Here is a 26,139-nt window from a genome sequence, read left to right as displayed (position 1 = left end):
TCGGCGCCCTGGTCGACAAGGACGCCTATGGACTGGTACACCGGCAACACCGCCTACGACACGGTGCTGACGATCGGCTTCGCCTTCGCGGCATTCGTGCTGATCGGCGGCCTTTTCGCGCAGAGTCCCTACGGCCGTTTCGGCACCACCAAGATGGGCTTCAACCTAAATCCGAAGCTCGGCTGGTGGTTGATGGAGATTCCCGCGACGGTTGTCTTCGCGGTGTTCTATCTAACCGGCCCGGACCGCTTCGAGCCGACCGCACTGGTGCTCGCGGCCATCTGGCTGCTGCACTACGGCAACCGCGGCTGGTTCTTCCCGCTGTCGATCCGACAGGTCCCGGGCAAGCGCAGCAGCTTCAATGTCTCGGTAATCGCCGCGGGCATGTTTGTCACAGCGCTGCACGGCTACCTCAACGGCGCCCTCTTCAGTCACGACTACCTGCACCAATACGGCACCGACTGGCTGATCGATCCGCGCTTCCTGATCGGTCTGGTCATCTACCTGGGCGGCTTCGCGCTGCTGGTCAGCTCCGAATCGATCGTGCGCGATCTGCGCGATAAGGACAATCCGGGTGCGACCGAATACCGCATCCCGCACGGCGCGGGCTTCCGCCTCGTCAGCAGCCCCGCGTATCTCGCCGAACTGATCGCCTGGGCCGGGTTCGCCCTGCTCACCTGGTCCCTGGCGGGCGTGGTGATCTTCTTGATCACCGCGGGGAATCTGGTGCCGCGCGCATTCGCCACGCACAAGTGGTATCGCGAGAAGTTCGCCGACTATCCGGCCGATCGAAAGGCTTTGATTCCCTTCGTTATCTGAGGCGTCATACAGTGACGTGATGGCGATCATCGATGCGTGGGCCCAGCATCCGACGGTACGGCTGCTCCAGCACGAAATGCTGGACTCGCTGCGCCGCTGGACCGGCGACACCATCCCGGACCAGCCGCCGCCGGTCTCCACGACGCTCGCCGCCATGGATGCGGGCGGTGTCGATACCGCATTGATCAGCGCCTGGTACGGGCCGGAGGGCGTGCTGATCTCCAACGACGAGGTGGCCGGATTCGTAGCGGAATCCGGTGGGCGCTTGGTCGGCGTCGCGTCGGTGGACCTGCGCAAGCCGATGGTCGCGGTGCGCGAGCTCCGCCGTGCGGTCACCGAACTCGGGATGAAGGCGCTGCGGATCGTGCCGTGGCTGTGGGGCCTGCCGCCGAACGACCGGCGTTACTACCCGCTCTACGCCGAATGCGTCGACCTCGGCATCCCGTTCTGTACACAGGTCGGCCACACCGGCCCGCTGCGCACCTCCGAAACCGGCCGCCCGATTCCATATCTCGACGATGTCGCACTGGAGTTCCCCGAACTTGTCATCGTCGGCGGCCATATCGGCTATCCGTGGACCACCGAGATGATCGCGATGGCGACGAAATACCCGAACGTCTACATCGACACCTCCGCCTACACGGTGCGCAGATATCCGCCGGAGCTGGTGACGTACCTGAAGTCCCACGGCCGCGGCAAGGTCCTCTTCGGCACCAACTACCCGATGATCCCGCCACAGCGCGCCCTCGCGGGCCTCGACGACCTCGGCCTTGACGACGAATGCCGCGACCTGTTCCTCTCCGGCAACGCCACCCGCATCTTCGGCCTTTCCAAGTCCGACTGACACTGTGGCGGTGGCACATCCGATCGCTATCTCACACAAGCTTTTGGCCTTTGCGCGATACTCCCTGGATATGCGACCAAGCGAGCAACTCGATGCGAAACTGGTTGTCCTGCGGGGAAACTCGGCGTCGGGGAAGTCCAGTGTGGCCCGCTACAGCGCTTGCGCACCCCACACCGCGTGCGAGCCGGAGTCCCCCACGCGGTACACCTGGGTGGTCGCCGCACCGCCTGCGGCAATCGCCAATACCGCCGCCAGCACGGTGACCGCGCGCCCCACCGGACGCCCACGCTCGTCGCGCAGGTGGACGACGATGAGCAATGCCGTGACGAGCAGTAGCGGTACCACGAAGTAGATCATCGTGTTGCCGAGGTCGGCATGCTTATCGATGGCGGGGGATCCGCCGAGTTTGCGCTGGAACCACTGACCTGCTTCGGTCGTCACCGGCGTCAGGGCGACAGTGATCGCGGCCAGGGCCGTGACCAGCCAGATCAGCCGCCGACGAGCCGCAGGCCACAGTGCCGACAAGATGAGCAGCACCGCGGTCAGCGGCACGAAGACCACGATGAGGTGCACCAGCAGCACATGGGCGGGTAGCCCGTTGATCGTCGACATGAGGCAACTCCCGGAGTTCGTGACCGCGGCGACGGTTGCGGCCCAAGTATCTCCCCCACCTCACGGTTCAGCGCGGTACACGGTTCATCCCGGCACGACGGTCGGCGGCAGCGGCGCCACCGCGGCGATACCACAGCGCGGATCCGAGCAGGCCTCGATGCGTGGCCAGCCCTGATGTGCCCGCGCCAAAGCGATCACTCCCCCTCGACAATCTCCGCCGCTTCACCCACCGGATAGAAGCGATGCACCGTGAGCGCCGCCGCCAGCAACCGCGAGCCATTGGGCTCACTCGGATCGATACCGGTGAGTTCGGCGACGCGCTTGAGCCGGTAGCTGAAGGTATTGGGGTGCACATGCACTTCGGCGGCAGCCGCCTTGCGATCGGACCCGTGCCGCAGATGCGCCTCCAGTGCTTCGAACAGGTGCGAGCGCAACAGCAGCGGGCCAATGCGGTCGGCCAGTCGGTCCCGCGCCGGACCCGGCCGGGTCAGCTGATACTCGAGCAGCAGATCATCCAGGTCGTACAGTCCGCGCGGCCGGTTGAGCAACCGGGCCAGTTCGGCCAGATCGGTCGCCTCCTGTACCGCATGCGGCAGCAGATCCCGTTCGACCGCGCGACGTTCGGCCAGGAAGACATCGACACCGAACTGGTCGGTGAGTTCGGCGGCCAGCCGCTCATACTCCTTGGATTCGGAACCGCTCGGCAGCAGTGCGATTCCGGTCGTGCCGTCGAATGTGCTCAAGGCCTTGGTTCCGGCGATGCCGTCCAATGCCCGCTGCAGCACCCGGATGCGGCGACGGGTGAGCAGATCGGCGACCACGATCGGGTGATCGTCCGGGCGGATATGGATGGCGAGCACCGTATAGCGTTCCGCGAGAACGACATCCGCGCGCGCCGCCAGTTCCTCCGCGGGCTGGCCACGCAGCAGGGCCGAGCACAGCGCCCGGCGCGCCTCGCGTTCGGCGTGGTAGATCGACTGCTCCACATCGGTATACGCCTCCACTACCGCGACATTGATATCCCGCAGCAGATCGAGCAGCCGGGCGCCGAAGGCGATCAGATCGTTCATATCCTCCGGCGTGGCCACCGCCGCCGCCTCCTGCAGGATCACCTGACCGGAGCCGTGCACGGCATGCATCAACAGCCCCAACGGAATTCGGTCCTCGGCATGTCGCTCGGCCACCGGGCCGACGAATTCGATCACCTCGGCTCCGGTGAACACCCGCTGCTCCTGGGTCGCGCGCAGGAAGGCCTGGCCGCATCCGGCGATCGCGGGTAGCACCTCGCCGGTGAAATGCCCGTCCGGCAGATCCGCGGCCGGTGGCGTGGAGCCCAGGCCCGCCTCGAGCATGCGTTCGGCGATTTCGGGTAACCGACGGACCAGTCGGGCGATTATCGGCGCGTTTCCGGACAGCGGGGGCAGAACAACGGACATGACTTGCACGTTACCCAACGCGGCCATTTATCGATAAATCCCGTAACCGCTCGGCATTTGTCTCCGAACACAAGATTTTCGCGGATTCTTCTCGTCCGCGTGCAGTGACAGCAGAACTCGCATGACGCTGCTCACCTGCGTGTTCCCATGTAGTACCGGGTGACGACGGTCACCGTCAACACCGCGAGCCGGAGAAAAACACCCGCCTCAATTGTGCTTCGGGACAATTATTTTCCCACCCCCGCATTGCTACGTTGAGTATCGGTATTCCGGCGTCATTTCAAATAAAACACCGTGCCGGTGCACCCTCGAAAGGATGTACAGGAATGAGCGTGCAGGCCGACGCCGGATGGGAATCGGCGCACCCGATTGCCGAAATGTTTCGTGCTGGTCGGCCGCAACCGCCGGAGCTGGATCGGTTCTATCGGCCGCCCGCCGGATTCGCACGCTTCGCCCCCGGCACCATCCTGCGGACACGCAAGGTCGAACTGGCACTGTTCGGCCGTGTACCACTGCGGTTTTCGGCCTGGCAGCTGCTGTACCGCACCAGCAACTTCCACGGCACCGCGGAGGCGGCGGTGACCACGGTGCTGCTGCCGTGGGGCGCCGACCCGCGCGAGCCGCGGCCGCTGGTCTCGTTCCAGTGCGCCATCGACGGCGTCAGCTCGAAATGTCTGCCTTCGTACGCACTGCGGCGCGGCGCGCGGGCACTCGGCTCGATTCCGCAGATCGAACTACCCGTCATCACCTACGCGCTGGCCCGCGGCTGGGCGATCTCGGTGCCCGATCACGGCGGGCTGGCCGGACATTTCGGCGTGCCGCGCGAACCCGGCTACCGATCCCTGGACGCCATCCGGGCGAGCCTGCGCTTCGCACCGCTCGGCCTGAGCGAGACGACTCCCGTTGCGCTGTGGGGTTATTCGGGCGGCGGCCTCGCCACGGCGTGGGCCGCGGAACTGGCGGCCGGATACGCACCGGAACTCGATATCGTCGGCGCGGTCGCCGGCTCACCGGTCGGCGATCCAGGTTCGGCCTTCGCGCGGTTGAACGGCACCTTCTTCGCCGGTTTCGCGACCGTGTGCGTGGCCGGACTGCGCCGCGCCTACGCGGATCTGGATCGCATCCTGCGCGCCCATGTGAAGACCGAATTCCTCGATCTGCTCACCGATGCCGAATCGCGGACCACACTGCATCTGCTGTTCCGCTTGATGGGCAAAAACGTCGACCATTACAGCCACCGCACCTTCGCCGACCTGCTCGCCGAACCCGGCCTGCAGCAGATCATGGCCGATATCCGTCCCGGTGTGCAGGCGCCTGCCATGCCGATGCTGGTCATCCAGGGCGTAAACGATGAGCTGATCGCCGTCGACGACATCGACCAGCACGTTGCCCGCTACACGGTCCGCGGCGCGCATGTGCACTATCTGCGCGACCGCCTCAGCCTGCATATGCCGCTGTTGTTCATCGGCGCGCCGGTCACCATGAACTGGCTGGCGGACCGATTCGACCATCGCCCGCTGCCCTCGGCGGGTACGAAAACGGTGTGGTCGGTGGCCTTCACGAAGCGAGAGGCACTGGGCCACTTGCGTTTCGCCGTACTCCTCGTGCGCATGCTCGCACGCAGACCGATCCGCCAGTTGCATCGGTAGGCGGCGGGCATGACAGTTGTCATGCCGGACCCATGATGGTTGGCAGATTTGTAGCCGAGCGCCGATCCGTAACGTCATTTCGCGTAGTGCACAGCCGAATCACCAGCCAGGAGCACCCGTAATGACGACCACCGCACAGCCCGCGGCGGAGCCGACCGCAGCGCCGCGCTTCAGCTTGATCCGCGTACTCGCCCCGATCGCCCGTGATGTCGCGGTGCCCATCGGCGCGTACTTCCTGCTGACCGGCCTCGGCTACAGCGACTTCACCGGCCTGCTCGCAGGCACCCTGTTCTCGGGTGCGGTGCTGATCATCGAGACGATCCGGACGCGGCGCCTCGAGCCGTTCGCCGCGATCATGCTCGGCGTCTTCGCCTTCGGTCTGATCGGTTCGCTCATCAGCGGCGATCCCCGCATGATGATCGTCAAGGATTCCGCGGGCACCGCGATCGTCGGTATCGCCTTCCTGATCAGCACCGTGGTCGGCAAACCGCTGACCTACCTGTCCGCGCGCAAGGCACTCGCGGCCGCCGGACCGGCCAAACTCGCCGAATTCGAAGCGTCCTACCAGGCGAACCCCGCCAAGCGCCGTGGCTTCAACACCCTCGCCATGGCATGGGGCGTCGGCCTTGTCGCCGAAGCCACGGTCCGCATCCTGCTGGCCTACCAACTCCCCATCCACACCATGGCCTGGCTCTCGCCGGTCTTGTCGATCATCTTCTTCACCCCGCTGATCGCCCTCAGCGTCCGCTTCGTCAAGCACGCCCGCCGCGCCTGACTCCGGCTACTTCCGCCGCCGGTCCCGATATTCGGGGTCGGCGGCGAGGTCTTCCCAGAACTCGACATAGGCCTGTTCGTGCAGGATGCCGAGCCGCAGGATGCGCGCGCGGGAGACCGCGCGCAGCTTGTCGCTCGAATCTATGTCGGCGTACAGCGATCGATACAGCTCGAGCAGGCGACGATGCTCCGCGGCCTCGCTGTTCGCCAGGTCGACCACATCGCCCGGCGCGCCCAGATCCGCGAAGAAGAGCTTGAGCTGTGCCGGATCCCGGGTCTCGGCGGGCGGGCTCTGCGGATCGGCGAGCCAGCGCTTCAGCTCGGCCCGGCCCTTATCGGTCAGATGGAAAAGTCGACGCCGCCGCCCGCCCTCCTCGGCCTCCTCGTCGAGCAACCCCTGCTCGGCCAGGCGCACAGGAATCCGATAGAGCTGCGCATGCGGCACCGGCCAGAAGTAGTCGACGCTCTCCTCGAGCTTGGCCTTCAACTCATAGGGCGTCAGCGGTCCGTGCCGGGCGATGAGCCCGAGCACGATGTGGTCCTGCGGCCCGAGATCCGCCATGGCTCCTCAATCTCATTGACACCGTCTCACTGAGACTATAAATTACTGCCATCGAGACCGTATCAATGAGACTATTGAGGAGTATGGATGCGCGACTTCGGCATCACCCTGTTCGATGAATGGACCGCGATGTGGAACGGCGACCTGGCGCTCGCGCACAAGATCATGGCCCCCGAATTCACCCTCCGCTACGCCCAGCCGGGCGCGAGCGAGTACGACACAATCCGCGACCCACAGACCCTTGCCGCCAAGGTCGCCGGATTCCGCGCGCAGCGTCCCGGAATCCGATTCACCACCCAGGGTGAGCCGGTCGTCGAAATGGATGACACCCGAACGGGATTCGTGGCCAGGCCGTACGGTGCGTCGTTCACCGGACCGGATGGCGAGCAGATCGAGGTGAGCGGTACCGATATCCTGCGCGTCACCGCCGGGCAGATCACCGAGGTCTGGTCGGCCTCCGGCGGCCCCAGCGGCCGCACTTACTACTGACCGAGCGCCATCGGCGGGAGGTACTCACCGACCAGCGTGCGCCGCCACAGCATGTGCTCCTGCTGGAGTTCGGCACGAGTTGCGAAGCGGTACAGGTAGATTCGCGCCCGCACATATGTCGGTGGCGAGTCGGGGAAGGGGCAGCTGCGCAGTAATCGCAGCGTCGCAGGGTCGTTGCGCAGCAGTCGCTCGACGAAAGCGAGCAGCCAGCTGCGGGCGTAGGACGGGGAGATCGCGGCGAACCACATCAGCCAGTCCAGCCTGAGGTGGTACGGCGCCCATTGTCGTGGCCATCGGCGCGGATTCCCCGGCTTACCCTTGAACTCGTACTCCCGCCACAATGTCTGGTCGGTGATCTCCTCCTCGTCGGTGCCCTCGAACACCACCTCCTCGCGGGTCCGGCCGATACTGCCGAACGCGCCATAGGTATTGACCAGGTGCAAGGGGTTGAAGGACGCATTCATCCGCTGCTGGCGCGAAAGCAGATTGCGGGCGGGCCAGTAGCTCAGCAAAACCACCGCGACGGTGCACGCGAGCACCAGACCGGCGAACCACGGTGGCGCCGCGGGCATCGACGGCGGAGCTGGCACGGGCAGTATCGCTTTCGCCGAGGACACATCGATCACGGTGGTGGCCAATACGATCGTCACCCAGTTCAACCAGGCGAAGTTGCCGGAAAGCACCAGCCACAACTGCGTGACGATGATGAACGCGGCGGCCACGCTCGCCACCGGCTGCGGCGCGAAAAGTCCCCAGGGCACGACAAGTTGGGCGAAATGGTTGGCCGCCACCTCCACGCGATGCAGCGGTTTGGGCAGGCGGTGGAAGAACCAGCTCAGCGGGCCGGGCATCGGCTGGGTCTCGTGGTGGTAATACAGACAGGTCAGATCGCGCCAGCAGGAATCGCCACGCATCTTGATCAGACCGGCGCCGAACTCCACCCGGAACAGCAGCCACCGCGCCAGCCACAACACCAGCACCGGCGGCGCGACCCGATCATTGCCGAGGAAGATCGCCAGGAATCCGGCCTCCAGCAGCAGCGACTCCCATCCGAACGCATACCACGCCTGCCCCACATTGACGATCGACAGGTACAGCGCCCACAGCACCGCCCACATCAGCATCGCCGCCCACAGCGGCACCAGATTCAGCGCACCCGCCACCACCGCGGCCGACAGCGCGGCACCGGACCACGCCATCACGGCGAAGAACCGGTCCGAATAGTGGAAATGAAAGATGCTGGGCGCCCGGCGAAATTCGACCCGCCGGACGAATCGGGGCACCGGCAACATCCCCTTCGCACCGATGAGTGCCCGGAACTGCCGCGCCGCCGCGACAAAGGCGATCAAATAGATGACGGCCAGACCGTGCTGGAAAACCAGTCTGCCCAACCAGTACTCGGATTCGGTGAACGATGGCATGCCCGCTCCTTCGTACCGCTACCCCCGCCGATACGGCGCCCGCCCCTCGGGTAGCAATGGCTCGGGTCGATCGGATTGCCGCGGAATCGGCAGCGTCACCGCGACATTGCCGAGCGTCGTAAAGCGACCGTGATGACGCAGGACGAACGAATCTCCGGACAGCAGCCGATAAGTCGCGGAATCGCCGGTGATCTCGACGGCCATACCACTGCCGCGCCAGATGATCCGGAAGGCCAGGCGCTCGATATTCGCGGGAAGTCGTGGTGCGAAACTCAATTCACCACCGTGGTCACGCATGCCGCCGAAACCGAAGACGCAGCAGAGCCATGCTCCGGCGAGTGAGGCCATATGCAGGCCGTTGGCGACATTGTGATGCAGATCGTGCAGGTCGGTCAGTGCGGCTTCGGCGAAATAGTCGAAGGCGAGCGAGAGGTGGCCGACCTCGGCGGCCATAACGGACTGACCGGCAGCCGACAGCGAGGAATCGCGGACGGTCAATGCCTCGTAGTAATCGAAGTTGCGCGCCTTCTGCTCGGGCGTGAAAGCGTCGGGGCACAAGTACATTGCCAAGCTCAGGTCGGCCTGTTTGACGACCTGCTTGCGATACAGATCGAAGTACGGGTAATGCAGCATCAACGGATACTTCTCCGGCGGAGTCGCGGCGAAGTCCCAGCGGGCATGTTCGGTGAAGCCCTCGGATTGCTCGTGCACCCCGAGTTCCTCGTTATAGGGCAGGTACATACATTTGGCGCGGTCGCGCCAGCCGCGGATCTCCTCCGCGTCGACTTCCAACTGCTCGGCGATATCCGGTTGGCGCACACAGGCTTCGGCGGCTTCGGCGAGATTGCGCTGCGCCATCAGATTCGTATAGATGTTGTTGTCGGCGAGTGCGGAGTATTCGTCGGGACCGGTCACGCCGTCGATCCGGAAGTTCCCCGCCGTGTCGTAATGGCCCTGGCTCACCCACGAGCGCGCGGTCTCCACCAAAAGCTCGACACCGCAGCTTCTTTCGAAGTGCTCGTCGCCGGTCGCGGCGAGATATCGGACCACCGCATCGGCGATATCGGCATTGACGTGCACGGCCGCCGTACCGGTCGGCCAATAGCCCGAACCCTCGTCGCCGTTGATGGAGCGCCACGGGAACATCGCTCCGGTGTGGCCGAGTTCGTGTGCGCGCTGCCGGGCCCGGTCGAGGGTGGCGTGCCGCCAACGCAGTGCGTCGCCCGCCGCCACCGGCATCGTGTAAGTCAATACCGGCAATACGAAAGTCTCTGTGTCCCAGAATGAATGGCCGTCATAGCCCGGCCCGGTCAGCCCCTTGGACGGTATCGCGCGGGTCTCGCCGCGTGCACCCGCCTGCAGTACATGGAACAGCGCGAATCGGACTGCCTGCTGGAGTTCGGGATCCCCGTCGATCTCGATATCGGCGGTGGACCAGAAGTTGTCCAGGTACTCACGTTGCCGGGCCAGCAACGTATCCCAGCCCGTCTCCAGACCCGCGGCCAATGCCGCGTCCACTTGGGCCCGCAGCGCCGGTACCGAGCGTCGACTCGACCATCCGTAGCCGAGATATTTCGTCAACCGCACGCGCTGGCCCTTCGCGACATCGACCGCGATCGTCAAGCGTGCCAGATCCTCCTCGGCGTGCACACCACAGCGCGGGGTCGCGTCGACCTCGAGTTCGTGGTCCATGGCCGCGGCCATGTGCAGCCCGGAGCGCCGGGTGTGATGGACGAGCACCGCGGCGAAATCACGGGCCGCGCAGAAGTCCGCCACCAGTGGGTGGTCGAGTGCAGCGGCAAGCCGAGGATCGTTGTGCGAGGCCGGAACCGGTTCATTGGCAAGCAGATCCGATTGGATGACCAGCTCGAGATCGTCGTCGAGCGGTTCGACTTCGTAGCGGATCGCGGCAAGGGCGCGTTCGGTGAACGACACCAGCCGTTCCGAGCGGATGCGCACGCACCGGCCGGTCGGCGAGGTCCAGACCGTGTTGCGCCGCAGCGTGCCGGACCGGAAGTCCAGCACCCGTTCGTGTTCGACGGCCTCGCCGTAGCGCATATCCATCGGCTCGTCCTCGACGAGCAGCCGGATGATCTTCCCGTCGGTCACATTGACGAGGGTCTGACCATCCTCCGGATAGCCGTATCCCGCTTCGGCATAAGGCAATTGGCGCTTTTCGTAGAAGCCGTTGAGGTAGGTCCCCGGCTTGCCCACCGGCTCTCCCTCCTCAAAGGTGCCGCGCAGCCCGAGATGTCCGTTGGCGAGTGCGAAGATCGACTCGGTTCGGTGCAATGCCTCGAGATCCAGTCCACACCAACGCAAGTGCCATGGCGCGATCTCGAAGCCACGGCAGTCGGTAGTCATTGCGGTGGCCCGAGCTCGGCCAGATCGGTGACGACCACATCCGCACCCGCCCGACGCAATGCCTCGGCCTGCGTGCCATCACGCACTCGATCGACGCCGACCACATATCCGAAGTCCGCGGCCCGACCGGCCGTCACCCCGGCGATGGCATCCTCGAACGCCGCGGCCTGTTCCGGCTTGGCGTCGAGTGCCTCCGCGGCCGCGAGAAATGCGTCCGGCGCGGGTTTGCCGCGCAGGCCGCGGCCGGCGATCTCGACCCCGTCGATACACACATCGACGAACCGGGTCAGATCCGCGACCGCCAACACCTCATGGGCATTCGCCGAAGCGGTAACCACACCCGTCCGCAACCCGGCCGCGCGTGCCCCGTTCAGATAGTCCAGCGACCCCGGATAGACGTGCACCCCGTCGCGTTCGAGAAACGACAGGAGCAGCCGATTCTTCCGATTGCCGAGCCCATGCACGGTCGGCTCCCCCTCCGCCGCATCGGGGTCCCCCTCCGGCAGCGTGATCCCGCGCGACTTCAGGAACTCCCGGATACCGTCCGCCCGCGAGCGTCCGTCCACATAGCCCAGATACTCGGCATCGGTGAACGGGTGGAACGGGCCGGGGCTGCGTCCGGCCAGAAACTCGTCGAAGACCGCCTTCCACGCCCGCCGGTGCACCGCCGCGGTATCGGTCAACACACCGTCGAGGTCGAACAGCGCCACCGAGATCGTTTCGGGCAATCCGAGCCCCCGGAGATCATGGCTTGGCGTCATACCCCAGCGGTACCCGGGGACAGCAGCCGCAAACGGCGCGACTAGTCGAGCAATTGATCGTCGAGGATGTCGGTATCGGCGCCGACGGATCCCAGGCGCATCGCGACGGCGGTGACCATGGCGTGCACCAAGGCGGTGAAGGCGGTCAGGGTGCGCAGGACGGTGAGGGAGCCGGTTCCGACATAGAAGGTCACATCGGCGATGCGGGCCAGCGGGGAGGACGCGTCATCGGTGAGTGCGATGGTGGTGGCGCCGCGACGGCGTGCCGATTCGACCGCACGGACGGTGTCACTGCTGTAGCGCCGGATCGATACCGCGATGAGTGCGTCGCCGGGCTCGATATCGCGCAGTTCGTCGGTCAGCACCCGGGCGGTCGCCCCGAGCTGGCGGACCCGGTGGCGCACCAGCTGCAGCTGGTAGGTGGCGGCATAGGCGATCGCGAGACAACGCCGCAGCCCGATGACGTGCACGGTGGAGGCGTGCGCCAGCGTCTCGACCGCCCGGTCCCAGTCGCCGCGATCGATCCGCGCGAAGGTACGAGACATATTGTTGGTGTCGTATTCGGTTATCGCGGTGAAGAACTCGTCGTTCGAGCTCGGCGGTGGCGCGTCGGCGGGTCTACGCACCAGATACGCCTCGGCCGCGAGTTGTCTGCGGCAGAGTTGGACCAGGCCCGGATAGCCGGGCAGGCCCAGCATGGTCGCGAAACGCACCAGCGAGGAACGGTGCACGCCCGCGAGTTCGGCGCTCTGGCCGATGCTGCGGAATGCGGTTCCCTCCGGATCGTCCAATACCAGCCTGGCTATGCGCTGTTGGCCGTCGGCCAGTTCGGGCAGGCGCTGCTGCAGGAGGGCGCGTAGTTCCTGATAGGTGGTGGGAGCGCTGTCCCGCACGGTGAGCCTCGCGATCATTCGGTGTACTCGAACGATAGGCCCACACCATAACTGACGGGCCGTAAGGTTCTAGTGCCCCACGGCAACCGCCGCCAACCCTCAGGGTTGGCCCAGACTTCGCCAGCTCGCCTGCGCGAATGGATCATCCGGTTGGATGCTCAGGTTCCGCATCCGCAAGCCTCCCCACGGATCATTGACCAGGCCGTCGGTGAGGCCATCGAACATGTGCGCATGTTCGAGTCTGGTCATGGCCGCGGCGAGATTTTGATCCGTCGAGTCGTACGCCCAGGTGTGCACGGCATCGAAATAGTCGCTCGCGAGATTCCTTCCGATGTGTTGCAACGTCGCCTTGTCCGCCGTGCTCCAACGATCCGGATCGATGGCCGTGTCGAGCGCCTGGTTGTTCTGGATCGCGGCCGTGACGTCGTTCACCAGCCCATGATCGATGGCGGCGTTGGGGGCGGCCACCGGGGCGTTGTTGCGGAAGTTGTAGGCCGCGACATGCGCCTGGCCGGCCAATTCGGGGGCGATGGCCGAACCTGGACGGTTCACCGCCGCCTGCAAGGCGGCTTGCGCCTTCGCCCGCGGCGCGAACTCGAACGGGTTCGGTGGCGTGCTCGCCTTCTGAATGGAATGCACAGCGGCGATATTGCCGATCTTCTTCGCGTCGAGATCGAGCCGGGTCAGCGAGCCCATCTTGCCCTGGTAACTGGCATCCATATCGCCGAGACCGTCCCACGCATGGGCAGCGCCCACGTGATCGTGGATGCCGCCGAACTCTGCCGCGCGCGATGTGGCCTTGGCGTCGAGGACCTTTCGCGCCGCCCGCAGTTCCTCCTGCTGGTCGAGTGTCATATGCGAAGCCGCGATGCGCATATTGATCAGCTCGGCCTCTTTCCGCAGTCTCGCATTGGGATCCAGCGGTTTGGGCGTCTTCATCGCCAGCCAGGCCAGCACCGGCGAGGTATTGGCCGTATTGATCGCGGCCAAGCCGGTGATGAGCCCGGATCCGGACATACTGCCCCCGGAACGTGAGGTGCCCATCCCCAGCGCGACGCCGCCGCTGCCCGCGGTGACCGGACGCCCCTGGATCGCCAGCGCGAACCGGTTGGCGATCCAGTCGTTGCCCCGGCTGAGGCTGCGGTTCAGCCGTTTCAGCTGGGAGATGGCCCCTATCTCGACGGTGCCCGCGATGACGATCACCGCCATGGTCTGCCCCTTCGCCTGCGCGAACAGATTGCCCATGAACAGCACGTAGACGCCGAGGAAGATGGTGTACGCGGTCATTCGGCCCGCCGCGACAATACTGTCGACGAGATTGCGGACCAGAAAGGTCTGCGTCGGTCCGTAGACGAATCCGCCTGCTGCGAAACCGAATATCGACATGAACCCGTGGTAGATCGCGTCCAGTGCGGCCTTGATGACCCTGATGCCGAGCACCACCGCGAAGGCCAACAGGATGCCGCCGCAGATCAAGAGCATCAGACCGGTACCGACCTGACCCATGGTCGGATTCTGGGCCTTGGCGTAGGCGGCGGAATCACCGCAGCTCTGCATGCCCTTGCGAACCCGTTCGTCGTCGCCCGCGGTCATCCCCGTGGACCAGACCGACCGGCAGGCCGGTTGCTCGTCGACCACATGCCCGAAATTCCACACCTGCACCGGGCCGCGGGCGAAGTTGTCCGCCAGATCGCGCTGCATGGTCGTCACCAGTTGGTTCGGATTCGGGTTGTTGTTGCCGTTCAGCCCGGCCGCGACCGAAATTCCCAAATCCCTGCCCTTGGCGAGCAATCCGTCCGAGGACAGCACATCGCCGAGTGGCTCGGCCAGGAATACCGGACCGAGCACCGCGACACCGAGCATCGTGACGACCTGCAGCATCGCCTTGGCGTGATAGCCACGCAACCAGAACCACGCGACGCAGAACGCGCCGATGGTAGCGGCGGTGATCAGCAGCATCGGTGTCGCGATCTGACCGGTCAGCCGGTCCGCGACGCCGGTCAATGCCGAGCCGAACATATTGAGCCACTGGAAGCTCAGCGCATTGCCGATCAACCAGATCGCGGTTGTCACGATGGCGATATAGCCGATGAATTCGAAGCCGAGGATCGCCCAGAGGATCGTCGAGCCCGGGTCCAGCACCCCGCCGTGGTCGGTCGCGAAGGCGTAGTTCGCCAGCGGCACTCCGGACGAATCGCGGATGTGCATCCAACTGAGGCCGTCGATTTCGGAGACACCGCTGCCGGTCGCCGCGGCCAGGTACTGCGCGTTGGCCACCGCGCCGACGAGTCCGGGAAAGACGAATAGGACGAAGATGACGGCCAGCACCCAGCCGACGCGTCGCCGCCAACGAATTGCATGGGACATACCGGGGCGCGGACAGCACCCCTTCGGATCCTCGGATCCCCACCTCGGCCGGACCGGCCGCCTCTTCGACCGTCTGGCCATGCCTTCAGCATGACGCAACTATTGTTGCGTAGCAATACCTTTGCGAAACCAGTTGTTCACCTAACGTCCACTTCGCACGCTTTCCACGGGCTATCGCCGACGCCACATCGGTGCGGCGCCGGTGACGTCTCGCCGAAATCTCCACCATCGACGCTGCGCACATGAAAACCGCACTCCCGCACCGTAACCGCGCTCAGCACCGGGATCCTCGGGAGCGTCACCACTTCTCCCGTCAGTGGGAAATGGCGGGAGAAGTGGTGCGGGACAACGGCCGATCAGCCGGGCTGATCGGCGGGCACCGGTGTTTCGAGAGGCGCACCGAACCAGCCAGCGAGCGCTTCTCGCAGCGTGGGCGCGGCGGTATCGATGGGTTCGCCGACGCCTGCCACCCAGGCGATATGAGCGTCAGGGCGAATCAGCAGGGCATCGGCTGGTCGGTGATCGGTTGCGGCGGTGTGGATTTCGACGCGATGCTGCCAGTCGCGGGCGATCTCGCGCAGCTCCGGCCGGTCGGCGAGAATGAGCAGGATCGGCCGTGCGGTGTGCATGAGTTCCGCGACGCTGGTGGCGCCTTCGTCGGTGTGCAGGGTGAGGTCGGGCGCGAAGGCGCCGGTCAAGGGGTGTTCGTTGGGATTGGGTAGCGGGTAGCGGATATCGGTGCCCGCGATGAGCGCTCCCACGCGGCGCAATGGCTGCTCGTCCAGAAGCAGTTCCTGGAAGACCTGCCGAAGTGCTTCGGCGGCCGGATCTTGTCCGCGCCGCAATGCCACCTGGGCCCGAGTGTGCAGCAGTGTCCGCTCGCCCGCGAGGTGGCGTTCCTCGTGGTAGGTGTCCAGCAGACCGTCCGGCGCCCAGCCCTCGATGTCGGCGGCCAGTTTCCAGGCCAGGTTGACCGTGTCGAGCATGCCCGCATTGATCGCCACACCCGTGGCGGGGAACAGGTGAGCCGCATCGCCGGCCAGCAGGATCCGCCCGGCGCGGTACCGTTCGGCCAGTCGATCCTTGAAGGTGAAGCGCGACAGCCGAATCGGTTCTCCCAGTGGAAGATCCGCGCCGAGCACGCGGCGGACGCTGTCCTGGAACTCGGCCAGGGTCATCGGTTCGTCGTCGTCGTATTCGGTGGACTCGTCTTCGGTGGTGAAGAGCCCGAGCAGTCCGGGGGTGGTCGACCCGTTCGCGAACATACCGCGATCCGTCTGCGTGAATCCCGCACGGATCTTGCCGAACCCGGGGACGTCGAGGTCGCCGTTGTCGAGCACGGTCACCGAATCGTGCACGGCGACCTGGACCAGCCGGTTGACCTCCGGATATGTGGTGCCAGGGAATGCGATGCCCGCCATATCGCGGATCCGGCTGTGCCCACCGTCGCAGCCCACGAGATATCGGGCAGTCACTCGATACGGTCCGTCCGGCCCGTGCACGTCCGCGGTCACCGTGGCGCCGTCCTGGCTCACCCCGACCACCTCGTGTCCGCGGTGGATGTCGACGCCCAGTTCGGTGACCCGTTCGGCGAGCACACGCTCGAGTCGATGCTGTGCGAGTGGCAGCGCGTGCAGCGGTGGATCCGGCAGCCGCGTCAAGTCCACGTGCACACCACCGAACGGGAAGCGAGGAGCCGGGATGGGGTCGGTATTGGCTGCTTCACAGCGTTCCAACAGGCCGCGGTAGCGCAGCAGTTCCAGAATCCGCCCGCCGATACCACCGGCCTTCGGGATGTCCCGAGGCTGCGACTTACGCTCCAACACCAGCGGTCGCATACCGCTCAGACGCAGCTCGGCGGCCAGCATCAACCCGGTCGGGCCCGCACCCACGATGATCACATCGGTGTCGGTCACATGCATTCGGTTACTTCCCATCTCACGCAGGTTCTGGCCTCGGCCAGCGATTCTGCAGCACGACCCGGGCCTTGCCGCAATCCCCCGGGTGCGTTATAAGTTGAGAAGGGAAACGAGTGGGTGCGCCCCGTTTCCTAGTCGCGGGGGTTCTTGAACCGACCGGCGAATCCGCGCAGCGGGAGGTCTGCACTGGTCAGCAGTCCCGGCGGGGCGGCGACAACGGACGCGATCGCGTTGAGTGCGGGCAATCCGGTGACGGTCATGCCGATCGAGGCGAAGTTGTCCGGGTTGGCGAGGTCGACGCCGGGCTTCGGGAGAATCATGTGCTTGTTGTAAATGCACGGATCGCCCTTGATCCGAGTTATGTAGCAGCCCTTGATATTCCAGCTCGGGTCGGTGTGCGGTGTCATCTGCCACTCCAGATGCGTCTCGATCCGCGCAACGCCGTCGACCATGCCCTGGTACTTGATGTGATTACCGCCGAGCGAGCCCTTCGGCAGCCGGTACCAGCCCAGGTCGACATCCTTGGTGCAGGCGCCGAGTTCATAGGTGAACTTCACCTCGTCGAGTTCCAGACCGAAGCAGTCGGCCATCATCAGCACGCTGTCGGCGAAGACACTGGTGTATTTCTCCAGCTTGCCGGGGATGCTCGGATCTTCGACAGGTGACCCGTAGCCGACCTCGATCCAGGTCTCCCTCGAGTGGTGGCACGACACGTCGACGGATTCGAGGGTGATGATGCTCTCGATCTCGGCGACGTCGGCGGAACACACCACTCCGAGGACCTGGTTCAGGCCGGGATTCATGCCGGTGCCGTAGAAGGTCGATCCACCCTTCGCGCACGCCTCGCTCAGGAGCTGGGTCACCGGCTTACCCGACGGATGCGGGTGGTTGGTGTCGCGATGCCAACCGGTGATCCAGTCCGCGGTGGTGACGATGTCGATGCCCGCTTCGAGCACCTGGACATAGAGGTCCTCGTCGGGGAATACGCCGTGGAAGGTGAGCACATCGGGTGCGGCGGCGATGATCTCGTCGACCGAGCCGGTCGCGATGATGCCGTTCGGCGCCAGACCGGCGATCTCGCCGGCGTCGCGGCCGATCTTCTCCGGTGTGTAGCAATGCAATCCGATGAGTTCGAGATCCGGATGGTTGCCGATTCGTTTGATCATCTCGGTTCCGACATTGCCGGTGGCGACTTGGAACACCCGGATCGGCGCTTTGGTTGGTGCGTTCATTGATGCCTGCTTTTCTGGATGCGTTGATCCTGGGTCGGGATCGGGTAGAACTGCTCGGCCCAGGTGCGGATGGCGGTGAAGCCCTCGTACTCACTTCCGGACAGTGCCGGTGGATCCGAGTAGCGCTGGTGCTGCCAGATATCGACGTCCTGGGTGAACTGGCGAATGACCTCTCGAGCGAACGCCTGGGCTCGCTGCTCGGCCTTCGCCGGATCAGAGCTGGGCCGACGGCCGATGTACACGCTGAAACGAACATCGCAGGTGCTGTCGTCGACGGGGGTGACCGCCGTAATGGTCCGGTTGTCCACCATGCCCCAACTCTTGGTCACCGCAACGCCCAGTCCGCCGTTGATCGCCTCGACGCCGCTATTGACATCCTCGATGGACTGCCCGTCATCGCCTTCGAAGGTGATGGTGAAGTCGACGTAGGACACCGGTTCGTCGAAGTCGTGCCGGGTGAACACCGGCACGATCGGCGTCTGGTGCACGAACTTGAAATGCGCGAAGTCGACACCGTTTTCGAGCACGTACTGCGGATGAAGTTCCAGTCGCTCGCGGAACAGAGTGGCCTGCGGGTAGTAGTCGGCCGAGCTGCTGTCGTCGCCGAATCCGGTGAACACGTCGGGCACTTCGAAGAAGGGTGGGCGACCCTCGACGTCGTGCCAGATGTAGACCGATTCGTTGCGCTCGACGACCGGGTGGGTACGGATGCGCCTACCCCGATTGGGATGCTTCTCGTACGGAATGCAGACGTTGCGGCCCTCGTGGTTCCACTGCCAGCCATGGAACGGGCATTCGATGACATCGCCCTCGACATGACCGCCGAATCCGAGATGAGCGCCCAGATGCTCGCAGTAGGCATCCATCACCGTCAGCAGGCCCGACTGCGCCCGCCATGCCACCAGCTCCCGGCCGAAGTACGTCATCCGGTGGACCGCGCCGACGGCGATCTCGGCCGACCACGCGACTTGGAACCATCCCGTCGGCTGCATCGATAGCGGCGGTTTCGCCATCTCGGTGTCCTCTCCCGGCAGATCACAGTGACCGCTATGAAATTATCATAGTGGGTACTGTGAAACTATGAAAAACCGCTCAGCGGGCAGGGATTCGAATGCGGCCGGGTGCGCGCCACCAGCTAACATCTGGAAAGTGACCGACCGGGATAGCTATGCGCGACGCACGAACCGCCGTGGCGATGCCACCCGGGAGAACATGCTGAAAGCGGCGGTGCGCTCGTTGGCCACCGGAGACCCCGGCGCGGTATCGGCCAGCAAGATCGCCCGCGAGATCGGCGCCACCTGGGGCGCGGTCAAATATCAGTTCGGCGATAACGACGGACTCTGGGCCGCCGTGCTGCACTACACCGCCGAGCGGCGAGCCGAAATGCTCACCTTCACCGACACCGCGGCACCGCTTCGTCAGCGAGTCGCGGGCATCATCGACACGCTCTACGCGGGACTCACCTCCCCCGACTCCCGCGCGATCGAGAACCTTCGTGCCGCGTTGCCGCGCGATCACACCGAACTGGAACAGCTCTACCCGCGCACCGCCGCCGAACTCGCATCCTGGGGCCACGGCTGGCTCCGAACCTGCCAAAACGCCTTCGCGGACCTCGGCGTGGACCCCGGCCGCGTCGAGGAGATCGCAGCGCTGATTCCCGGCGCCATGCGTGGCATAAACTCCGAACGCCAGCTCGGCACCTACTCCGACCTCGACAAGGCCCGCCGCGGGCTCACCAACGCGATCGTCGCGTACCTCGAGGATTCAGGTCGAACGACAATTTGATTCCGGCTCGCCCAGTGAGCGAATCAAGGCCGATGATGTTGCGGCTGATCCATCGAAGGCGGATGCGAGAATGCTTGCGCGACAAGCCATGTCCGTGACAGTGCTCCGTCAGCGACTACGCTCACCGCAATATCGGCATGGGTCAGGTGATCGACGAGGGAAGGCGTAATGGTGGATCTCGCCGCGCGATTCGAGGAGCTGGGTCGCCTGGTACCGATCCCCGACCCGTGGGACATAACGGAATACATCGCGCGGGTGGCAGAATACCGGGAACGGCCGATCACGTTGTGCCCCATCGACATCGGCGCCCTCTTGGGGAACGGAGGCGGCCTGTGGATCGCCCGCCGCCAAGACTTCCGAAACCGGCATCGCTGAGATGACCGCCCCGGTCCCGGTCTGATCACCTGGCCCGTCCCGACAGGTCTCACATTGGTGCTCACCGGTCGGTGGTGGCCGTTACGGGACAACAACGTCGACTGGCTCATCAACCGCGCGCTCGCCGCCGGTCTCTGCGAAAACCTATTACGGGACGCATGGTTCGAACAGTCACTGACCTGGCTGCTGCCCGGCGACGACAGCGACGTGGTCAACATCGCCCGGCAGCTCTCACCGGGAGCAACCCTGCTGACCATGTCGAATATCTACGGCTTCGCCAAGTTGCGGGCGGGCGCCGACCCCGCCGACACGTGACGCAGGCAACGGCGCTACTACCTCGTCACGATCACCGCCACCGCCGTCATCCTGATCGCGGGCACACCCGCCCGCCACGCTGACCAGTTGATCGACCCAACCCTGGGCTGGCCCACTGTCATGGCCTGCGTCGCGTTCTCACTGCCGCTCGGCGCCACAGCAATGCTCCTCAGCCGGGTAAGCATGCGCGAGATGCGCGCCGCAGGGGCCACCACTGGCAGGAACGGGCACTGTACACCAGCGGTCCTGGGCACCACGGTGGACCTGGGGATCGTAGCGGTTATATACCCGCTCGAGACAGCCATCAGTGTCATGACAGGCCACCCGGCATTCGATCCCGAGATGCACTGGAAAGCCTGGAGCGGCTTCCTGCTCTCAGCCGTCGGCGCTCCCGCCACTGTCACCGTGCCGCTGATCAGCACCCTGCTCACCCACACCGGATGGGACCGCACCAGCCGATACTGCCGCCGCCTGCACCCGATGTGGACCGATCACGGCCGTACCCGAAATCGTCCTCGAAAAACGGCACGACCACCGAACAGACCCCGCCATCCACCTGCACCGCATGACCATCGACATCCGCGACAGCCTGCTCCACCTCAAGCGCTACAGCCACAACCCGACAACCTCGCCACCACCGACGCCGACCCACACACCTACCCCCGCCACATCGCCGAAGCCATCACCACCAAAACCGCCGAACACGACCCAGCCCACCCCCGCCACCAAATCCAACCCGGCACACGAGACCTCACCACGGAACTACACCAGCTACTCACACTCACCAAAGCATGGCCACACGTCCGCAGCCTGACCAAGTCGCCCTAGCGCCACGCACAGACGTAGCTGCAGCAGCCGTCGCAGACGGTCACCGAGCTTCGATCAGCGACTTGCCCCTGACCTATCGCAGGCTCACACCGACCGGCGAACAGGAGGCCACAACAAGCCTCGCCACGGTTCCCAATACGCGCTCGAGCACCAAATGAAAAACGACCCGGAACACTTGAGTTCCGGGTCGTTTCCCTCGTAGCGGGGACAGGATTTGAACCTGCGACCTCTGGGTTATGAGCCCAGCGAGCTACCGAGCTGCTCCACCCCGCGTCGGTAAACACAACATTACACACGTCTACGCACGAAAGGCAAATCGCTTATCTTCCAGGGGGTTTGCCCTGGTCAGCGAGTTGAATCCGGGGTCGCGGGCGAGCGGGTGAGGTTGCACACAGATGGCTCCGAGGGGTCGGTAGCGGACATCTGCCGAATCCATCCATCAGACCTGAGCGAGGGCGGCGGCGAAAGTCGTCCAGAACGCAATAGACCGGTCGGCCAATGGCTTCAAACGTGACCTGGGCCACTATTTCGTAGTGATCCCGAACACATAACGATGCTATAACCGACCGTCCGGAATCCATTCTTATGGCATTTGCGACCTGCGCAAACACCGGTATACACGTTATTCGCATCATGCAATTGCGAAGTTATCAAGATGTGATCTGCCGAGATTTCTTCGTTACCGTCGATTCGCGGCCCGGATCAAACGTGATGGGCTCGAACTCGAACCGCCGAACACCGGCGACCCTGTCCCGCGGTTCGAGGATCCCCGACACGCCTGGGGGCAGGGACTCGGCTTTCGCATTACCGGGGGCGGTGGGCGCAGGGAGGGAATACAACATGTCGAAGCACCGAAAGCTCAGCACCCGCGCCCTCGGCTATGCCGCTGTCACCGGCGCAATCGTTGCCGTCCCGTTCGGTCTTTCCACCGGCACCGCAGCGGCCGCCCCGACCCACAATTGGGATGGCGTCGCGCAGTGCGAAAGCGGTGGCAACTGGGGTATCAACACCGGAAATGGCTACTACGGCGGCCTGCAGTTCTCGCAGAGCACCTGGGCCGCCAACGGTGGCGCCGGTTCCGCCAATCATGCCAGCAAAGAAGAGCAGATCCGGGTGGCCGAGAATGTGCTCGCCACCCAGGGTGCGGGCGCCTGGCCGGTCTGCGGTCAGTACCTGCGTGCCGGTGAGTCCGAGCCGAGCGCCCCGGCCGTCGTCGAGCCGGAGCCCGCCGCCCCCGCCGAAGCCGCCCCTGCCCCGGCCACCAATGTCAAGTCCGCCATCGAGCAGGCCAAGTCCGCGGGCTACCAGCTGGCCAAGCAGAATGGCCTCGAGGGCCAGTACCAGCAGCTGCTGGACCAGAACGGCGCACTGATCGACTCGTTCGGTCGCTGACGTAGGAATCGGACGTCACTCGGCAACGGCGCCGAGGTGGACGTCGGTTCGACGTCGATGAGAACGGCCCCGTCACCCGAATCCGGGTGACGGGGCCGTTCTAGTTGGATCAGCGACCGGCGTCCTGATACGCCTTCACTGCGGCGTCCAGTTCCTCCAGCGCCTTGCCGAAGTCCTGGAAGTTCCCGGACTTCATGGCATTTCGCACACTCTCGATCTTCTTGCTCAGCTCGGCGGCCGCCGCATCCTTGGCGGCGGACCCGGTCGCCGGCGGCGGCGTGGTGCCCTGTGTCGGCGGTGTTGTGCCCTGCGTCGGCGCCGTGGCGCCGTGATCCGTCGGTGGCGTGGTACCCGGTTTCGGCCTGCTGGCCGGATCACCGCCGAACGGGGTCGCCAGCGAACCGGTCCCCGGCAGTACCTGATTCAGCGCATCGGCCAGGGTGGAGGCGAAACCGACCTTCACACTGCCCGCCACATCGCGATAGCTCACCAGTACCCGCAGCAGCTGCGGGAACGTGGAGCTGCCTGCCCCGGTATTTCGCTCGTTGTAAAACGGCTCCACATAAAGGATTCCGCCGTCGGCGATCGGCAAGGTCAGCAGATTGCCATATCTGATCTTGTTCGAGTTCGACAGCAGCGTTTTCTGACTGGAGACTTCGGGCGCCGTCGTCATACTGTTCTGCGTTTGCTGCGGACCCTGTGTCTGCGTATCGGTCGGCAATTGCAAGATCGTGAATTTGCCGTAGCCGTCCGGATCCGAGCGCACCGAAATATAGGCGGACAGGAACTGCCGGTTGTAGCCGACCATGGCGCTGGTCAGATTGAACACCGGCTTATTGTTCGCCGACGCGTTGCCCAGCAGCACGTAATACGGCGGCTGATTGAAGGTGCCCCCCTCGGTGGTCGGATCGCTGGGGACCGACCAGAAAGCGTTGTTGGTGAAGAACTCTCGCGGATTGTCCACGTGGTACTTGGTCAGCATTTCGCGCTGCACCTTGAACAGATCCTCGGGATAGCGGAAGTGCGCGCGCAGTTCCGGCGAGATCTCGCTCTGCGGCTTGACCGCGCCAGGGAACACACCGCGCCAGGCCTTCAGCACCGGGTCGGTGGGGTCCACCTCGTAGAGGGTCACCGTGCCGTCGTAGGCGTCGACGGTGGCCTTCACCGAGTTGCGGATGTAGCTGACCTCCTTGCGCGGCAACAGCCTTCCGGTCTTCTTATCGATGCTGTCCTCGACCGCGCCCTCCAGCGAGGTGGTCTGCGCGTACGGGTAGTTGTCCAGCGTGGTGTACGCGTCGACGATCCACTGGATCCGGCCGTTGACGACTGCCGGATAGGCATTGCCGTCGGTGGTCAGCCAGGGCGCGACCTTCTGAACCCGCTCGCGCGGGCTACGGTTGAAGATGATCTTGGAGTTGTCCCCGATAGCCGAGGAGAACAGCAGATTGCGCTCGGTGTACTTGGCCGCGAAGGCCAACCGGTTGAACCAGTTCCCGATCGACACGCCACCCTTGCCGTTGTAGGTGAATTGCGCTGTGTCGGAATCGTATTCGCGCGGCTGCGAACCGTTCACGGCGCCGACGATCGCGTAGTCCGGATTGGACTGCGAGATCAGCTCGCCGTAGTAGACGCGCGGCTGTTCGACCTTGATCTGCTGCTGGTCGGTCGAGTTGAACAGGTCGCTGACCAGGAAGATCGGGTAGCCGCTGTCGCTGCTGCCGCCGGTATTGGCGTTGGGGTCCTCGTACTGCGGCCGGTTGACCCGGTTGGCGGGCGCCGCGACGAAGCCGTTGCCGTGGGTGTAGACGGTGTGCTTATTGATCCAGTCGGTCTGATTACCGCTCAGCGCCGACGGGTGCAGTTCGCGGGCGGCCACGATGTAGTCCTGGGTATCGCCGTTGAGGGTGTAGCGGTCGATATCCAGCGACTCCGGGAAGCCGTAGAAGTTCTTCAGCTGCTTGAGCTGGGTGAAGGTAGGCGACAAGATATTCGGGTCGAGCAGGCGGGCATTGCCGATGGTCGCCGCATCGACCGGAACTTCCAGCGGGCTCTTCGAACTGTCGCCCTTGTAGTCCTTGTACTCGATCTTGTCCGAGGTGATGCCGAACGCCTGCCTGGTCGCGGCGATATTGCGTTCGATGTATTCACTCTCCTTGTCGGCGGCGTTCGGGCGCACCGAGAACTGCTCGACGACCAGCGGCCATACCGCGCCGACCAGGACCGAGGAGAGCACGAGCAGCGCGGCCGCCATCGCGGGCACCCGCAGATCGCGCAGCACGATACCGGCGAAGAAGGCGATCGCACAGATCACCGCGATGGACAGCAGGATCAGCTTCGCGGGCAGCACGGCGTTGATATCGGTGTAGGAACCACCGGTGAAGGTCGGCTCCTTACGACTGCTCGACAGCAGCTCGTAGCGGTCGAACCAGTAGGCAATCGCCTTGAGCAGCACGAAGATTCCGGCGATCACCGCGAGTTGGATGCGCGCGGGCCGGGTCAGCGTGCCCTCACGCCCGGTCAGGCGCAGACCGCCGAAGACATAGTGCGTCACCAGGCTGGCGAAGAACGCGATGACCACCGCGACGAACAGCCAGTTCAGCACCATCCGGTAGAACGGCAGGTCGAAGGCGTAGAAACCGACATCGAGGCCGAACTGCGGATCCTTCTGGCCGAACGAGTCACCATTGAGAAACAGCTGCACGGTGACCCAATTCGACTGCGCCACCAAGCCGGAGAGCACGCCGAGCAGCAGCGGGATGCCGATGCCGAACAGCTTGAGCCGGCTCATCACGGTGGTGCGGTAGCGCGCGATCGGATCGTTCGGCCCCGCTACCGGCACGAATACCGGCCTGGTCCGGTAGGCCAGCAACAGCGCCAACCAGACGACGAGACCGACGAACAGCGCGACGGCGATGAACAACAGGATCCGCGTGCGCAGCACGGTGAGATAGACGCTGCGGAAACCGACCTCGCCGAACCACAACCAGTTCGTATAGGTGTCGGTCAGCCGCGGTCCCAGCAGCAACAGCGCCGCCAGAATGATGGCCGCCACCAGCAGCACTCGGCTGCGTCGGGACAACGAAGGTAAGCCGGTGGGGGGCCGCATGCCCACGATGCCACTCTCCAAGGTCCGGCGGCGCGCGCACCGATGTTCTCGGCCGTGACACCGCAGTCCGATGTTGCAGGTGGTCCAAAGGGACCGTTTCGGCCCACTCTACGGAATCGGGCTGTGACACGGGCAGCGCCTTCCGCGCTGCCCGTGCTCTGTCTAATTTGCCGCGCCTACGGCGCGGCGCGTTCGC

Annotated in this window: 22 protein-coding genes and 1 tRNA gene; 10 read left to right on the top strand and 13 right to left on the bottom strand. The window is 64.8% G+C overall.

Features of this window, described 5'->3' with window-relative positions:
- Positions 1 to 27: 27 nt before the first annotated feature.
- Both NP3_RS13785 and NP3_RS13780 read left to right on the top strand, forming a co-directional pair.
- Entirely contained in the window at positions 28 to 819 is a 792-nt protein-coding gene (locus tag NP3_RS13785) for a phosphatidylethanolamine N-methyltransferase family domain-containing protein (RefSeq protein ID WP_063041313.1), read from the top strand.
- 19 nt (positions 820 to 838) lie between these two features.
- Positions 839 to 1,663 (top strand): amidohydrolase family protein, encoded by an 825-nt coding sequence (locus NP3_RS13780; protein ID WP_063041311.1) that lies wholly within the window; start codon positions 839 to 841, stop codon positions 1,661 to 1,663.
- Positions 1,664 to 1,813: 150 nt separating this feature from the next.
- On the opposite strand, the gene NP3_RS13775 is transcribed toward NP3_RS13780, so the two are convergent.
- A complete protein-coding gene (locus NP3_RS13775; protein WP_063041309.1) occupies positions 1,814 to 2,275 on the bottom strand; it encodes a DUF2231 domain-containing protein in 462 nt (153 codons plus the stop codon).
- 194 nt (positions 2,276 to 2,469) lie between these two features.
- Positions 2,470 to 3,711, bottom strand: a complete 1,242-nt coding sequence (locus NP3_RS13770; protein WP_063041307.1) for a PucR family transcriptional regulator — start codon at positions 3,709 to 3,711, stop codon at positions 2,470 to 2,472.
- 326 nt (positions 3,712 to 4,037) lie between these two features.
- Between NP3_RS13770 and NP3_RS13765 the strand changes: the two genes are divergently transcribed.
- Positions 4,038 to 5,360: a lipase family protein gene (locus NP3_RS13765; RefSeq protein WP_063041305.1), complete on the top strand. Its 1,323-nt coding sequence runs from the start codon at positions 4,038 to 4,040 to the stop codon at positions 5,358 to 5,360.
- A 121-nt stretch (positions 5,361 to 5,481) separates the two neighbouring features.
- Complete coding sequence (locus NP3_RS13760) at positions 5,482 to 6,135, top strand: VC0807 family protein (RefSeq protein ID WP_063041303.1); 654 nt, start codon at positions 5,482 to 5,484, stop codon at positions 6,133 to 6,135.
- A 6-nt stretch (positions 6,136 to 6,141) separates the two neighbouring features.
- On the opposite strand, the gene NP3_RS13755 is transcribed toward NP3_RS13760, so the two are convergent.
- Positions 6,142 to 6,696: a PadR family transcriptional regulator gene (locus tag NP3_RS13755; RefSeq protein ID WP_063041301.1), complete on the bottom strand. Its 555-nt coding sequence runs from the start codon at positions 6,694 to 6,696 to the stop codon at positions 6,142 to 6,144.
- Between the two features lie 87 nt (positions 6,697 to 6,783).
- On the opposite strand from NP3_RS13755, the gene NP3_RS13750 reads away from it, so the two are divergent.
- Positions 6,784 to 7,185, top strand: a complete 402-nt coding sequence (locus NP3_RS13750; RefSeq protein ID WP_063041299.1) for a nuclear transport factor 2 family protein — start codon at positions 6,784 to 6,786, stop codon at positions 7,183 to 7,185.
- On the opposite strand, the gene NP3_RS13745 is transcribed toward NP3_RS13750, so the two are convergent.
- The 8 genes from NP3_RS13745 to NP3_RS13710 form a co-directional block, all read right to left on the bottom strand.
- A complete protein-coding gene (locus NP3_RS13745) occupies positions 7,179 to 8,606 on the bottom strand; it encodes a lipase maturation factor family protein (RefSeq protein ID WP_063041297.1) in 1,428 nt (475 codons plus the stop codon). The genes NP3_RS13750 and NP3_RS13745 overlap by 7 nt on opposite strands.
- An 18-nt stretch (positions 8,607 to 8,624) precedes the next feature.
- Positions 8,625 to 10,970 carry a glycoside hydrolase family 65 protein gene (locus NP3_RS13740; RefSeq protein WP_063041295.1) on the bottom strand — a complete coding sequence of 782 codons (2,346 nt, stop codon included), beginning with the start codon at positions 10,968 to 10,970 and terminating at the stop codon, positions 8,625 to 8,627.
- Entirely contained in the window at positions 10,967 to 11,731 is a 765-nt protein-coding gene (locus NP3_RS13735; protein WP_063041292.1) for an HAD family hydrolase, read from the bottom strand. Before NP3_RS13735 ends, NP3_RS13740 begins: the two co-directional genes overlap by 4 nt.
- 41 nt (positions 11,732 to 11,772) lie before the next feature.
- A complete protein-coding gene (locus NP3_RS13730; RefSeq protein WP_063041290.1) occupies positions 11,773 to 12,642 on the bottom strand; it encodes a MurR/RpiR family transcriptional regulator in 870 nt (289 codons plus the stop codon).
- An 81-nt stretch (positions 12,643 to 12,723) separates the two neighbouring features.
- The gene (locus NP3_RS13725; protein ID WP_063041288.1) at positions 12,724 to 14,991 is read right to left on the bottom strand and encodes a hypothetical protein; all 2,268 of its coding nucleotides are present in this window, start codon (positions 14,989 to 14,991) and stop codon (positions 12,724 to 12,726) included.
- 356 nt (positions 14,992 to 15,347) lie between these two features.
- The gene (locus tag NP3_RS13720) at positions 15,348 to 16,928 is read right to left on the bottom strand and encodes an FAD-dependent monooxygenase (RefSeq protein WP_245720919.1); all 1,581 of its coding nucleotides are present in this window, start codon (positions 16,926 to 16,928) and stop codon (positions 15,348 to 15,350) included.
- A 113-nt stretch (positions 16,929 to 17,041) separates the two neighbouring features.
- Positions 17,042 to 18,142, bottom strand: a complete 1,101-nt coding sequence (locus tag NP3_RS13715) for an NAD(P)H-dependent amine dehydrogenase family protein (protein ID WP_063041284.1) — start codon at positions 18,140 to 18,142, stop codon at positions 17,042 to 17,044.
- On the bottom strand, positions 18,139 to 19,155 hold the full coding sequence (locus tag NP3_RS13710; RefSeq protein WP_063041282.1) for a 3-ketosteroid-9-alpha-monooxygenase, oxygenase component: 1,017 nt from the start codon (positions 19,153 to 19,155) through the stop codon (positions 18,139 to 18,141). Before NP3_RS13710 ends, NP3_RS13715 begins: the two co-directional genes overlap by 4 nt.
- A 199-nt stretch (positions 19,156 to 19,354) precedes the next feature.
- Here NP3_RS13710 and NP3_RS13705 point away from each other — a divergent pair, with 199 nt between their 5' ends.
- From NP3_RS13705 to NP3_RS51815, 4 genes are all read left to right on the top strand, one after another.
- The gene (locus NP3_RS13705) at positions 19,355 to 19,927 is read left to right on the top strand and encodes a TetR/AcrR family transcriptional regulator (RefSeq protein ID WP_063041369.1); all 573 of its coding nucleotides are present in this window, start codon (positions 19,355 to 19,357) and stop codon (positions 19,925 to 19,927) included.
- Between the two features lie 168 nt (positions 19,928 to 20,095).
- Positions 20,096 to 20,302 carry a hypothetical protein gene (locus NP3_RS13700; RefSeq protein WP_063041280.1) on the top strand — a complete coding sequence of 69 codons (207 nt, stop codon included), beginning with the start codon at positions 20,096 to 20,098 and terminating at the stop codon, positions 20,300 to 20,302.
- A gap of 57 nt (positions 20,303 to 20,359) precedes the next feature.
- Positions 20,360 to 20,617, top strand: a complete 258-nt coding sequence (locus NP3_RS13695; RefSeq protein WP_063041278.1) for a hypothetical protein — start codon at positions 20,360 to 20,362, stop codon at positions 20,615 to 20,617.
- A gap of 312 nt (positions 20,618 to 20,929) precedes the next feature.
- Positions 20,930 to 21,445 (top strand): hypothetical protein, encoded by a 516-nt coding sequence (locus NP3_RS51815; RefSeq protein WP_157124300.1) that lies wholly within the window; start codon positions 20,930 to 20,932, stop codon positions 21,443 to 21,445.
- A gap of 199 nt (positions 21,446 to 21,644) precedes the next feature.
- Here the strand turns inward: NP3_RS51815 and NP3_RS13685 are convergent.
- A tRNA-Met gene (locus NP3_RS13685) sits at positions 21,645 to 21,718 on the bottom strand.
- 567 nt (positions 21,719 to 22,285) lie between these two features.
- Here NP3_RS13685 and NP3_RS13675 point away from each other — a divergent pair.
- Positions 22,286 to 22,837 (top strand): transglycosylase family protein, encoded by a 552-nt coding sequence (locus NP3_RS13675; protein ID WP_063041272.1) that lies wholly within the window; start codon positions 22,286 to 22,288, stop codon positions 22,835 to 22,837.
- A gap of 109 nt (positions 22,838 to 22,946) precedes the next feature.
- On the opposite strand, the gene NP3_RS13670 is transcribed toward NP3_RS13675, so the two are convergent.
- Positions 22,947 to 25,949 carry a UPF0182 family protein gene (locus NP3_RS13670; protein WP_063041270.1) on the bottom strand — a complete coding sequence of 1,001 codons (3,003 nt, stop codon included), beginning with the start codon at positions 25,947 to 25,949 and terminating at the stop codon, positions 22,947 to 22,949.
- Positions 25,950 to 26,139: the final 190 nt, after the last annotated feature.

It is taken from the genome of Nocardia pseudovaccinii NBRC 100343, assembly GCF_001613225.1.
In the GTDB taxonomy this organism is placed as follows: domain Bacteria; phylum Actinomycetota; class Actinomycetes; order Mycobacteriales; family Mycobacteriaceae; genus Nocardia; species Nocardia pseudovaccinii.
Note: the sequence above shows the minus strand (reverse complement) of the source record. Positions and strands in the feature narration are given on the sequence as shown.